A 13,264-nucleotide genomic window follows, 5' to 3' on the forward strand; every position below is an offset into this window, starting at 1 on the left:
GTCTAATATATAAATTAATTCGCCGATTAAGCTTGACATAATCTGGTACAATCAGTTTATATACAAGGTATGCTATGAATAAAGGTCGTCATAAGGCCTGTTTATTGGAAATAAAATGGTAATAAAAGCACAGAGTCCTGCAGGATTTGCAGAGCAGTATATTGTTGAATCTATTTGGAATGGCGGATTTCCACCTGGTTCTATTTTACCTGCAGAACGAGAATTATCAGAATTAATCGGGGTAACAAGAACAACTCTAAGAGAAGTTTTACAACGATTATCTCGCGATGGCTGGTTAACCATCCAACATGGTAAGCCAACAAAAGTAAATGATTTTTGGGAAAGTTGTGGTTTAAATATATTAGGTACTTTGGCGCAGTTAGACCAAGAAGGTATTCCTGATTTAGTTGAAAACCTGTTGTCAGCAAGAACTAATATAAGTGCTATCTATATACGTGCTGCGATTAAAAACTCTCCGGAAAAAGTTATTGAATTATTAACCGCTGGCCTTGAAGCAAACGGTGATGGTGTTGACTTTGCTGAAACGGATTATCAATTACATCACGATTTAGCCTTAGCGTCGAAAAACCCTATTTATGTTTTAGTATTAAATGGCTTTAAAAACTTATATTCACGTTTAGGTGGGTTTTATTTTGCCAATCAAGAAGCTAAGTCACTTACTTTAGATTTCTATAAAGAGTTAATCGAACTAGCTAAACAAGGGAAATTCGATGAGTCTGTGTATGCTGTTCGTAAAAACGGCTTACAATCAGCTCAAGTTTGGAACAATTTAAAAGATGACGTGCTAAAAGAATTAGCTTACTAGTCAATAATTTTATTTGTAATAGCACTTTCATTAATCAAATTGCTATTTTAGCAAAATAGTGCTTTATCCCTACCTAAAGTCCGAGTAAAATACTCGGACTTTATTTTTTCAGCTGTTTAATAAATAACAGCTATATTTTGTACCCGAGGAATCTATGGAAACTATCGACAAAATCAAACAGCAAATCAGTGAAAACCCAATTTTACTTTTCATGAAGGGCTCACCTAAATTACCTAGCTGTGGTTTTTCTTCACAAGCATCGCAAGCATTAATGTCATGTGGCGAAAAATTTGCTTACGTTGATATTTTACAAAACCCAGATATCCGTGCTGAATTACCTAAGTACGCAAATTGGCCAACTTTCCCGCAACTATGGGTAGATGGTGAATTAGTTGGTGGTTGTGACATCATTATTGAAATGTTCCAACAAGGTGAATTACAGCCTCTTATTACAGAAACTGCAGCTAAATATAGCGAAGCTGAATAAAAATTTTTTATTGCCCTTGTTTTTAATAAAAATAGATCAATATCTATTACTAGCTTTAGAAGCAAAGACAGTATTTCAACAAGCTGGTTAATATAAATTAGCCAGCTTGTAAAACTTTAAATAATAATTACTTGGAGAAAACCATGAGCGTATTAGTTGGTCGTCCTGCACCAGACTTTACTGCTGCTGCCGTATTAGGTAGTGGTGAAATTGTTGATAACTTTAACCTTAGCGAAGCTATCAAAGGTAAAAAAGCAGTTATCTTTTTCTACCCATTAGACTTTACTTTCGTATGTCCATCAGAGCTAATTGCTTTCGATCACCGTATCGACGATTTTAAAAGCCGTGGCGTAGAAGTTATCGGTGTATCAATTGATTCACAATTCTCACATAACGCATGGCGTAACACTCCAGTAAACGAAGGTGGTATCGGTCCTGTTCGTTACCCTCTAGTTGCTGATGTTAAGCACACTATTTGTCAAGCATACGACGTTGAACATCCAGAAGCTGGTGTTGCGTTCCGTGGTTCATTCTTAATTGATGAAGCTGGTAACGTACGTCACCAAGTAGTTAACGACTTACCACTAGGTCGTAATATCGATGAAATGTTACGTATGATCGATGCTCTACAATTCCACGAAGATCACGGTGAAGTTTGTCCTGCTGGTTGGAACAAAGGTGATTCAGGTATGACTGCTTCTCCAGACGGTGTTGCTGCATACTTAAGCGATAACGCTGATAACTTATAATTTAAGTTTTCACGGAAATCTTAAAAAAAAAGCTGCTTTTGCAGCTTTTTTTATTTGCGCTAAACTTTAAATAGGAAGATAATACTGACGCAAAATTATACAGGTAATAATTTTGCTAAATGGATTTTACATTTTAAGTCTCTTGCCTCTCATACCTTTGTTGGACAAGATTCAAATTATTAACTCACGGATTGAAACATGAAACTTAGCAAACCGCTTTATGAAAAACTGCCTCTCATCTATTTTGTTAGCTCATTAGCTGTATTTTTTAATTATAATTCACTTATTACGAATATAAGTGCCGCAGTAATATTTTTTGTATCTGCTTTAGTTTGGGTTAAACGCTCTGATTATCGTCGCCAGACAAGGATCAATCAAACGGTAAATCATTTTCGTTTACCGCAAGTTGTCTATGAATATTACCCTTTCGTTTTTTTAGCAATAGCCTTTAGCTTAGTTAAATATTATCCACAACCTTTAGGGTTAGCTATTGCGCTTATCTTAACTCTGATAGCGGTTAAAAATTTATTTGTTAGACATCAATCGCGCATGAACCCACTTAAGTTTGGTGGCAATCACATTCACAAGTCGTAATGTCAAACAGCTTTCCTGATGACATAAAAAAGGTTAATTAGTCATACTAATTAACCTTTTTTGACAACTAAATTTAGTTAAAGCTAGGATTAGTCCGTAGTTGACTCATCTAATGTTTCTTCAGGAGGAAGCGGCCATCCGCCAAGTTGCTGCCATTTATTAACGATATAACAAAATAACTCAGCTGTTTTTTCAGTATCATATAATGCTGAGTGCGCTTCACTGTTATTAAAATCAATTTTTGCCGCCACACAAGCTTTAGCTAGAACAGTTTGCCCTAACGCTAAACCTGCTAATGTTGCCGTATCGAAGTTAACAAATGGGTGAAAAGGGCTGCGTTTAATATTACAGCGCTCTGTTGCTGCGTTAATAAATCCTAAATCAAATGCTGCATTATGAGCAACCATGATCGCGCGCTGACAATCGTATTCCTTCATCGCTTTGCGAATTTTTTTGAACATGGTTTTTAGAGCTTCGTCTTCACTTACTGCACCACGAAGAGGGTTGGTTGGATCAATACCGGTAAATTCAAGAGCGGCAGGCTCAAGGTTAGCACCTTCAAATGGCTCCACATTAAAGCAAAAAGTTTCTTTAATTGACATTAAACCGGTAATTTCATCCATATGTAAAATACTGGCAGCAACTTCTAGTAACGCATCTGTTTGAGAATTAAAACCGGCAGTTTCAACATCGACTACTACAGGGTAGTAACCGCGAAAACGTGAGGCGAAAATAGATTTTTTAGCTTCTGTCATATTTACTTCTAATAAAATTTTACTGGATAAATAAGTTGCCGAATTATCGCAGATTAATCACAGTTATGCATTAAATAAGTTAATTGTATGGCTTTGCTTAAATACTTTTTGGCTGTACACTAGCGGCAAAATTACAAGTGCTTAAATTTGAATTTTACCAACAATTTAATTTATGCATGTTTAAAGTTGTTTGGGACTTTTTTAGTCTTACAATTATTATTAAAAATGGGAACACTATGAAAAAGTTATTTGGCAGAATATTTGCTGCTTTCGTTTTATTTACCAGTGTAAGCACTAATGCTGCTGTAAATGACGATCTCACTTACGCTAACTACGATCAAGTTAAAGTTAGCCATGTTTATTTAGATTTAACCGTTGATTTCGATGAAAAAGCGCTAAAAGGTTTTGCTGATTTATCGCTTAATTGGTTAGACAAGCAAAGCTCTACAATTTATTTAGATACTCGCGACCTTAAGATATTTAAGGTTATGGCGCAAAATACTAACTCAGACTGGATTAAGGTTGACTTTACTTTAGCTGCTCGTGATGACGTTATGGGTTCTAAACTAACAATAAAGCCGGGTTTTCAAGCTGAAACGGTTCGTGTTTACTACCAATCTACCGAAGTTGCTTCAGGTTTGCAGTGGTTAGCGCCAGAGCAAACGGCCGGTAAAAAACATCCGTTTATGTTTAGCCAAAACCAAGCGATTCATGCTCGTAGCTGGATCCCAATTCAAGATACACCAGCAGTTCGTTTAACTTACACTGCTCGTATTCACACATCAAAAGACTTACTTGCCGTAATGAGTGCGAATAATGAGCCAACTACAAAGCGCGATGGTGATTACTTTTTCTCTATGCCACAAGCTATTCCTCCTTATTTAATTGCAATTGGTGTTGGTGATTTGCACTTTAAAGCAATGAGCGAGCAAACCGGTGTTTACGCTGAATCATACATTTTAGATGCATCCGCAGAAGAGTTTAGTGATACGCAAGCTATGATCACGGCATCAGAAGCATTATACGGTGAATACCGTTGGGGTCGTTATGATCTACTTATGCTGCCTCCTAGCTTCCCATTTGGCGGTATGGAAAACCCTCGTTTATCATTTATCACTCCAACAGTAGTTGCTGGTGACAAAAGTTTAGTAAGCTTAATCGCACACGAATTAGCACACTCTTGGTCAGGTAACTTGATCACTAATGAAAGCTGGCGCGATTTATGGCTAAACGAAGGTTTTACCTCGTATGTTGAAAACCGTATTATGGAAGTCGTATTTAGCCGTGACCGTGCCCTAATGGAGCAGTCTTTAAGCGTAAGTAGCCTAGAAAGTGACTTAAGCGAGTTACCTGCAAATGACAGCGTTTTGTATTTAGATTTACAAGGGCGAGATCCTGATGCGGCATTTAGTAATGTGCCTTACGTAAAAGGGCAGTTATTTTTAATTTTCTTAGAAGAGCGTTTTGGCCGTGAGCGATTTGATCCGTTTGTATTGTCTTACTTTAATAACTTTAGTTTCCAAAGTATCGGTACACATGACTTCCTTGAGTATTTAGATATAAACTTAATCAGCAAATACCCAGGTGTAGTTAGCAAAGAAGAAGTTAACGAGTGGGTGTTTGGTCAAGGTTTACCAAGTTATGCACCAGCGCCACAATCAAATACTTTTGATAAGGTAGCTAAGTTATCTACTCAATGGCAAGCCGGTGACAAACAACTTAATGAATTGCCTACAGCACAGTGGACAGTTCATGAGTGGTTATATTTTATTAATGAATTACCACGCGATTTAAGCAATGAGCAAATGGTTGCACTTGATCAAGAGTTTAAGTTAACAACAAGCAGTAATGCCGAAATAGCTCACGCTTGGTATTTATTAGCACTAAATGCTGGTTACGATGTTATTAAGCCACAATTAGAAGAGTACTTAATTAATATCGGTCGTCGTAAATTGATTGTGCCTTTATACAAGCAGTTAGCAGAGTCTGAAGAAGGTTTAGCTTGGGTTAAAGCTGTATATATTAAAGCTCGCCCGGGTTACCATCCGTTAGCTCAGGGTACTGTGGATGGAATTTTAAATAAGTAAGTTTGTTACTTATTAGCAAAAATTGAAAAAGCCAGATATGTGGATATCTGGCTTTTTTTATAATTTATGAAATGAAGCTGTAAAGCTTAGATAAGAACTATTCTTCGACTTTCGCTACATCTTGCACAATCACATTGACTTCACGTTTTGTTTTTTGATCATCAACAATTACTCTGATCGGGTGATCCATGTGGATATATTCTAATTCTAAACGACCATATTGAGTTTGTTCATCAACGGGTGCGCCATATTGCTCAGAATAAAATTCGGTAACTTCATCATAAGAGCTACTAGTAAAATAAGTTAAAACAGCAGGGTATTTATCATCTAATTTAGAAAAAACTTGGCCGTCACTTAATACCGGAATGCTAATGGTTTCAACAGGCTCTTTAACTTCAGTTGCAGGTGTTTGTTGAGCTAAAGCTGCTGAACTGAGCAGACAAAAGCTGGCGATGAGCAAAGATGATTTTATTGACATTATATTATTCCATTAAGCTTATTATTATTTATAGCAAGCACAATAATCGACTGAACTTACTACTACACTGTGCAAACAGTTTTAAATCATAGAGTTAATTTAAGGTTTTTCCGTCGTTTGCGCAAGTTAAAAAGCATTTCAATAAATTACCATAGCGCAATGCCGTTGTTTTTCCTCAATAGAATTGATATCCGCTTTCTAGTAAACTGCTTCGCAATTTAAATATAAATAGTTCACTAAGGAGAAAAGTTTGAAGCATTGCGCAATTTTATCGATGGATAATTTAGATGATTTTGAAGCTTATGATTATTTACTCGATCAGCCGATGGCTCAGCTTGGCTGGAAAAATCACTTAGTTTCTTGGCATGATGAAAGTATCAATTGGAATGATTATGATGTGGTATTAATCCGCACTCCTTGGGATTATCAAGATGATGCTGAGAAATTTCTAGCGGTATTAGAAAAAATTGAACAATCAAGCGCATTACTGGAAAACAGTATTGATATTGTACGTTGGAATATCAATAAAAAATACCTGCAAGAGTTAGAGCAAAAGGGCGTAACCATTGTCCCTACAATCTGGAAAGAGTCATTTGATGAGTCGGAGCTACTAAGTTATTTTGAGCATTTTAATGTTGACCAAATCGTAATTAAACCTTGTGTCTCAGCTAATGCAGATAATACCTTTTGGCTTAAAAAAGACACGTTTACTACTTATATTAACGAGCTCAAACTTGCTTTTGCTAAGCGTGATTTTATGGTTCAACCCTTTATGCAAAGTGTTATCGATGAAGGCGAGTTTTCATGTTTTTATTTTGACGGCCAATACAGCCATAGCATATTAAAAACCCCAAAAGATAATGACTTTCGAGTACAAGAAGAGCATGGCGGTCGATTAAAACTGATTGAGCCTGAAGCAAAGCTAATCGCCCAAGCACAACATTCTCTTGCACAAATTAATGAGATGCCTATGTACGCAAGAGTTGATTTTGTTAGATTTGGTGATGAGTTTGCGATGATGGAAGCTGAGCTTATTGAACCATCTCTCTATTTTAATATGGACCCTAATTCTGCGCAGAAATTTGCCGATGCCTTTGTTGCTCGAATGGCTCGATTATCTGCACAATCTTAATCAATCGTGTTAATTAACGCATTGTTACACCAACAATTAAACTCAACTGACGGAACTCTGTTATACTTAGCTCAATTGAAAAAGCACAACAGAATTTAAAGAGATTAAAATGAAAATATTAGTTCGTAATTTAGCTCGCACTACACAGGAACATCAGATCAGAGCCATGTTTGCTGCCCATGGTACAGTACAATCATGTACTTTAGTGATGGACACTCTGCAAGGCACATCAAAAGGTTTCGGTTTTGTTGAAATGCCTAATCCTGGTGAAGCAAAAGCTGCGATTAAAACTTTAAATGAGTCAAATGTTGATGGTAAAAAAATTCGCGTTAAGGTGGCTGAAGAGAAAAAACAAGTAAGAGAAGCTTAATCTTAAGCTCCCTATTTAAAACTAAAAAAGGACGTTAACGTCCTTTTTTAGTTTTTGTATTAGTTTTTAGGTTAGTCTTAATATTAAACTCTATATTCGTCTTTAAAGTGATCAACCCACATAGCAGTCGCCCCACAAATAGCAACAGGCATAAGCACTAAATTAACAATAGGCACCATAGCAAATAAGGTTACGGTTAAACCAAAGCTAAAACATTTACCTTTATGCTCTCCTAGCTTTTGACGCATCTCGATAAAGCCAATTTTATGATTGTCAAAAGCATAGTCACAGTATTGAATCGCCATCATCCAAGCGATAAAAGCAAACCAAATAACTTGCCCAAAAAACGGCAGCATCCATAAAATTAAAAAGAAACCTATCGCTCTTGGTAGATAATAAACCAGCTTACGCCATTCTCGCCCTAAAGTTCGAGGTATATCTTTAATGATGTCGATAAAACCGCCATCAGCAATGCTTTTACCGCACAAATAAAGCTCAATTTTTTCACTGAGCAAACCATTGAAAGGCGCAGCTAACCAGTTTGCTATGGTAGAAAAGAAAAATGAAAAACAAATAATCGCGGTAAAATACAGTAACGGCTCGGCAAAGTAAGTTAACCAAGTTAGGCTCTCAGGTAGCCAGTTTTCAAAGTCGGCAATTAACTCTGAAATATAGCCTGATAAATAATAAAACGCACCGCTAAATAAAATTAAATTAACCAGTAAAGGCACAAAAACAAAACGTCTGATCCCTGGCGTTCTGATCAATTGAAAACCTTTCATAAAATAACCCGCGCCACTTTGTGCTATCGGCGCTGTTATATGAGTGTTGGAGTGTGTTGTTATAGCCATACTACTGGTATCCGTTCCCTAATTAATACTGTAATTACATTAAGTATATTCGCTAACTAACGATATTTGAATATTTTAAATGTTACAAAGGATTAGAATATTTGCTAAAGTGGCTAATACCTATTTTGTACAACAATACCGATATTTATTGTGCAAGGTAGTAATACCAAATTGGTATAAAACAATAATAACCATATAATTACCCAACACCATGCGCTTAAAACAAATCAAACTTGCAGGTTTTAAATCTTTTGTTGATGTCACAACTGTGCCATTTCCGCAAGAGATGACGGCCATTGTTGGACCAAATGGTTGTGGCAAATCTAATATTATCGACGCTGTACGCTGGGTTTTAGGTGAAAGCTCTGCTAAAAATTTACGTGGCGATAGCATGACCGATGTTATCTTTAATGGCTCTACGTCGCGCAAACCAATAGGTCAGGCGAGTGTTGAATTAGTCTTTGATAATACCGATCAAAGAATCCAAGGCTCTATGGCTGATCGAACACAAATATCGATTCGCCGAGTGGTAAACCGTGACTCGCAAAACACTTACTTTTTAAATGGCAGTAAATGCCGCCGTAAAGATATTACCGATATCTTTCTTGGCACTGGTTTAGGCCCAAGAAGCTACGCTATTATTGAACAAGGCATGATCTCAAAGTTAATTGAGTCAAAACCACAAGATTTACGTGTTTTTATTGAAGAAGCCGCTGGCGTTTCTAAATATAAAGAGCGCCGCAGAGAAACCGAAACCCGTATTAAACACACTCGTGAAAACTTAGAACGATTAGCTGATATTCGCCAAGAGCTAGGCATTCATATTGAGAAACTGTATGGCCAATCACAATCTGCCATTCGATTTAAAGCGCTCAAAGCCGATGAACGCTTATTTAAGGCGCAGCTAACCGCATTACGTTGGCAGCAAAGTGAACAAAAACTTGCCGGTCTTAAACAAAAGCAACTAGCAATAGAGAATCAATTAGAGCAATTAACTACTAAACAACGTAGTGCTGAATTATCAATAATTGAAGTGAAGTCTAGCCAAGGCGGAAATTCAGACAATATTGAAGAGTTGCAAAAGCGCAAGTTAGCACTTAATACTGATATCACTCGCCTTGAACAAAACTTAAAGCACAGCAAACAGCAAAAGATTGATTTGTTAGCGCAGCAAGAAAAGTTAGCAAGCAGCTTGTCTTTGTTAAAGCTAAGTGTGCAAAAAGAGTCGCTAAACAAACAGCAACTACAGCTTGAATTAGAAGCTCTTTTACCGCAGTTAAGAGAACTAAATGCTCAGCTTGATGATGCTCAACAAGAATTCTCAAAAGCGCATCATCGTCAACAAGACTGGCAGAGTCATTGGGATACATTTCAACAAGAACACGGTAATTATTTACAGCAAGTAAATATTGTTGAAACAAAAATCAGTGCTACTTCTGACTTAATGAGCAAAACAGAGCAACGCCTAGAGCAATTAACCTCGCAGTTGCAAACTATGCAATTAGAAGGGCTTTATAAAACTCAGCAAGAATTAACAAGCAAACTTAATACGAAACAAGCTTTATTAAGCTCATTGCAAAGTGAACACGATAATTTAAAGCAACAAAGTAAAGAGTTAGAAGCAAGCCTAGCGCAAACATTCAAACAACGGGAGAAAGTACAACAAAATTACCGCAGCTTATTAGCAAAAAGAGATACTTTACAAGAGACTTTAACTCAACAATGTGATTGGCAAGTAGAGCAAAATAATGCGCTAAAACAAGAGGGCATAACACAGGTCACATCTTTACTTTCTCAGCTACAAGTAACCTCTCCTTGGGAGCACGCTGTTGAGATGGTTATAGGACAATGGTTGCAAGCTAGTGTGGTGCCTAAGTGGCCACAGCAGTATGCTCCGGATATAGCTTTAATGGTGAAGTTACCCACTAATCAAGTAGCGGTTAAAGGCTCTTTAGCTGAATTTGTGCAAGGAGATAATCCGTTTATAGATTTGCTGAATACGATTAAAGCGGTAGAAACGAACGAGCAGGCTCAAGAGCTAGCGAGTAATTTAAATGACGGTCAATCGGTTATCAGTGTGCAAGGGCACTGGTTTGGACAAAATTGGTTTAAAAAGGGTAATGCTGGTGAGCAATCGGCCTTACTCAAACGCGCCAATGAAGTTAAGCAATGTAATGAAGAACTTGAGGTTATCAACAACCAAGAATCCGAGCTAGATAATATATACCAAGGTGCTTTGCAAAAATGCCAAGCAGTAACACAGCAGCTTAATAGCTGTAATCAAAAGCTAACTGCATCTGAGCAATCACAAAGTTTATTAAAGCAACAATTGTCATTACTTGAGCAAGAAATATCATTAAAACAACAGCAACACACTAACTTATCCGATGACATCGCTCGCTATTCAACAACTTTAGAAGATGAATTAATAAAATATCAAGCCTTGTTAGTTGAGCAAAAATCACTTGCCGGCTCTGCTGCTAACTTCAAACAAAATAGTGACGCATTGCAATCTCAGCGCACGCAATTAAATCAATATGTTCAGCAGCTGCAATTAAATATAAATGAAATTACTGAAAACAAGCACCAATTAAGTTTAACACTTGAGCAAACCAAGTCGGCTCTACAGCTGGTTGAGTCAACGATTAATAAAGATCAAGAGCAAATTAGTCAACTTGAACAGCAGCAACAAGATCTTTTATTTACTCTTGAAGAAACTCAGCGCCCGATGGGAAATTTTGAGCGAGAGCTGCAGCTACTACTAGCGCAAAGTAATGACATAGATATTAAGCAGCAAAAAATTAATAGCGCATTAGCCAGTACCAATGAGCAAATAGAGCAATATCAACAAGTACAACAATCTATGCTTAAACAAGTGGCGGCACAAAAAGAATCACTGTCTAAGCTGCAAATAGATTCACAAACCTGCAAAGTTAAGCAAAATGCAGCAATAGAGCAGTTAACCGAGCTTGGCGTAACGATTGAAGAAATACTTACCGACTTACCTGTTGAAGCCAAAGAAGGGCAGTGGCAAATAAAATTAGCTCGAACAACGAAAGAGATAGAGCAGTTGGGGCCAATAAATTTGGCAGCAATTGATGAGTATGAAGTAGAAGCACAGCGTAAAGAATTTTTAGATACACAAAATAATGATTTAGAGTCGGCATTAACCACTCTTGAATCCGCAATTAATAAAATAGATAAAGAAAGCCGTCAAAAATTTAAAGAGACCTTTGAACAAGTCAATAAAGACCTTAAAATGCTGTTTCCTAAAGTGTTTGGTGGTGGTAGTGCCTACCTTGATTTAACTGGTGAAGACTTGCTCGATACAGGTGTTACTATCATGGCAAGACCACCGGGTAAAAAAAATAGCACAATTCATCTACTTTCTGGTGGAGAAAAAGCGCTAACCGCATTATCATTGGTATTCGCGATTTTTCGATTGAACCCCGCACCATTTTGTATGCTCGATGAAGTGGATGCTCCTTTAGATGACGCCAACGTTGGTCGATTCTGTAATTTGGTTAAAGAAATGTCGCAATCGGTACAGTTTATCTACATAAGTCATAATAAAATAGCGATGGAAATGGCTTCACATTTAACAGGCGTAACTATGCATGAACCTGGCGTTTCTCGTATGGTTGCCGTTGATATTGATGAAGCAATTGCCATGGCAGAAGCATCATAAGCAGGCTAGGAAATGGAACTTAATTTTAGAGATATATTAATAATTATCAGTGTTGTTGCTATTTGCGGCATATACATCAATGGCCGTTACAAAATTCGTAAAGGCAAAAATCCGTACAAATTAAAATCAAAACAAGCACCAGAAGTAACTGAAGAACCTCTTAATGTAGCACCAAGAGCTTTTGACCCTGATGGTTTTGACCAAGACGGCGTAGGTCGTCCTAAACCAGTAATTGATGATCATAAATTAGTTGAAACTACGCCTGTTGATTTAGTATCTGCGCCAATAGTATCTGAAGAAGAAAGCCTAGAACAAACCTTGACTGAAGCTGATGTTGCTCAGTTTGAGCAATCTTTTGAACCCGTTGTTGAGCCTTATGAGCAAGCTGTAACAGAACCATTGGTTGAAGAGCCTCAAATGAGTGAACAAAAGGCTCCAGAAACAGTTACAACGAAAAGCAAAACTGAAAATACGAGTAAAGCAAAAATTAGTAAACCTGTTTTCGATGAGCCAGTTTACCAAGAGCCTACTTTTAAAGAACCTGTCTTTGCAGAGCCAAGTATAGAAACACCTCAAGCTGAATCTAGTTCTGAAGAACTTCCTGCAATGAGCGCGTTAGATGAAGGTGAAACGGCTAAACCGGCTAAAGTAGCAGAGCCTAAGCCTGCAAAAGTTACCAAACTTAAAGCCAAGACTCGTGCTGAATTAAAACGTGACCAACTTGAAATTGATTTTGATGCAAGCCAAGAGAAGAAAAAAGTTGAAATAGAGCAAGAAGTGCTCGCCTTATCTGTTGTCATGCCAGATAACCAAGCTATTTCCGGTGCTGCATTATTGCCAAGTTTATTAACCTTAGGAATGAAGTTTGGCGAAATGAATATTTTTCACCGCCATCAAGACAATGCCGGTAACGGTCAAATTACCTTTAGTTTAGCTAATATGGTAAACCCTGGCACATTTGATGTGGACAATATGGAAACATTCAGCACTAAAGGCTTAACTTTATTTATGACCCTACCTAATGCAGGTGAGCCAGCTAAAGTGTTTAACTATATGCTAAGTGCAGCTAAGCAACTTGCACAGGAATTTGGTGGTCAAGTACTAGATAGTAAGCGTAGCGTTATGACCAAGCAAACTGAACAACACTATTTATCTCAAATCCGCGAATTCGACCGTAAAAGTCGACTCGCTGGATATTAATCAACTTGGGATAAAAAACTATTCATTATCAAGCCTCCCAATGGAGG

Annotated in this window: 12 protein-coding genes; 9 read left to right on the plus strand and 3 right to left on the minus strand. The window is 37.3% G+C overall.

Translation table 11 applies throughout. The features are described from left to right. Positions 1 to 115 precede the first annotated feature (115 nt). The 4 genes from fadR to FNN08_RS02565 all read left to right on the plus strand — a co-directional run bounded on the left by fadR (position 116) and on the right by FNN08_RS02565 (position 2,656). A complete protein-coding gene (fadR, locus tag FNN08_RS02550) occupies positions 116 to 826 on the plus strand; it encodes a fatty acid metabolism transcriptional regulator FadR (protein WP_143583182.1) in 711 nt (236 codons plus the stop codon). Positions 827 to 980: 154 nt separating this feature from the next. Further along, the gene (locus tag FNN08_RS02555) at positions 981 to 1,313 is read left to right on the plus strand and encodes a Grx4 family monothiol glutaredoxin (RefSeq protein ID WP_143583183.1); all 333 of its coding nucleotides are present in this window, start codon (positions 981 to 983) and stop codon (positions 1,311 to 1,313) included. 143 nt (positions 1,314 to 1,456) lie between these two features. Further along, on the plus strand, positions 1,457 to 2,062 hold the full coding sequence (locus tag FNN08_RS02560; protein WP_143583185.1) for a peroxiredoxin: 606 nt from the start codon (positions 1,457 to 1,459) through the stop codon (positions 2,060 to 2,062). Between the two features lie 198 nt (positions 2,063 to 2,260). Then, positions 2,261 to 2,656, plus strand: a complete 396-nt coding sequence (locus FNN08_RS02565; RefSeq protein WP_143583187.1) for a hypothetical protein — start codon at positions 2,261 to 2,263, stop codon at positions 2,654 to 2,656. A gap of 89 nt (positions 2,657 to 2,745) precedes the next feature. Here the strand turns inward: FNN08_RS02565 and rnt are convergent, their stop codons facing one another. Further along, complete coding sequence (rnt, locus tag FNN08_RS02570) at positions 2,746 to 3,411, minus strand: ribonuclease T (protein WP_143583190.1); 666 nt, start codon at positions 3,409 to 3,411, stop codon at positions 2,746 to 2,748. 236 nt (positions 3,412 to 3,647) lie between these two features. Between rnt and FNN08_RS02575 the strand changes: the two genes are divergently transcribed. After that, a complete protein-coding gene (locus FNN08_RS02575; protein ID WP_143583192.1) occupies positions 3,648 to 5,498 on the plus strand; it encodes a M1 family metallopeptidase in 1,851 nt (616 codons plus the stop codon). Positions 5,499 to 5,595: 97 nt separating this feature from the next. Here FNN08_RS02575 and FNN08_RS02580 read toward each other — a convergent pair whose 3' ends face one another. Beyond that, entirely contained in the window at positions 5,596 to 5,976 is a 381-nt protein-coding gene (locus FNN08_RS02580; RefSeq protein WP_143583193.1) for a hypothetical protein, read from the minus strand. Positions 5,977 to 6,226: 250 nt separating this feature from the next. Here FNN08_RS02580 and FNN08_RS02585 point away from each other — a divergent pair, with 250 nt between their 5' ends. Together FNN08_RS02585 and FNN08_RS02590 are read left to right on the plus strand one after the other, a co-directional pair. After that, the gene (locus FNN08_RS02585; protein WP_143583194.1) at positions 6,227 to 7,108 is read left to right on the plus strand and encodes a RimK family alpha-L-glutamate ligase; all 882 of its coding nucleotides are present in this window, start codon (positions 6,227 to 6,229) and stop codon (positions 7,106 to 7,108) included. A gap of 109 nt (positions 7,109 to 7,217) precedes the next feature. Then, on the plus strand, positions 7,218 to 7,478 hold the full coding sequence (locus FNN08_RS02590; RefSeq protein ID WP_143583195.1) for an RNA recognition motif domain-containing protein: 261 nt from the start codon (positions 7,218 to 7,220) through the stop codon (positions 7,476 to 7,478). A gap of 83 nt (positions 7,479 to 7,561) precedes the next feature. Here FNN08_RS02590 and cysZ read toward each other — a convergent pair whose 3' ends face one another. Continuing rightward, a complete protein-coding gene (cysZ, locus tag FNN08_RS02595) occupies positions 7,562 to 8,329 on the minus strand; it encodes a sulfate transporter CysZ (RefSeq protein WP_143583196.1) in 768 nt (255 codons plus the stop codon). A 211-nt stretch (positions 8,330 to 8,540) separates the two neighbouring features. Between cysZ and smc the strand changes: the two genes are divergently transcribed. Together smc and zipA are read left to right on the plus strand one after the other, a co-directional pair. Next, a complete protein-coding gene (smc, locus tag FNN08_RS02600) occupies positions 8,541 to 12,017 on the plus strand; it encodes a chromosome segregation protein SMC (protein ID WP_143583197.1) in 3,477 nt (1,158 codons plus the stop codon). 12 nt (positions 12,018 to 12,029) lie between these two features. Continuing rightward, the gene (gene zipA / locus FNN08_RS02605) at positions 12,030 to 13,217 is read left to right on the plus strand and encodes a cell division protein ZipA (protein WP_143583198.1); all 1,188 of its coding nucleotides are present in this window, start codon (positions 12,030 to 12,032) and stop codon (positions 13,215 to 13,217) included. Positions 13,218 to 13,264: the final 47 nt, after the last annotated feature.

This window comes from Thalassomonas sp. M1454 (assembly GCF_007097525.1).
Lineage (GTDB): Bacteria > Pseudomonadota > Gammaproteobacteria > Enterobacterales > Alteromonadaceae > Thalassotalea_A.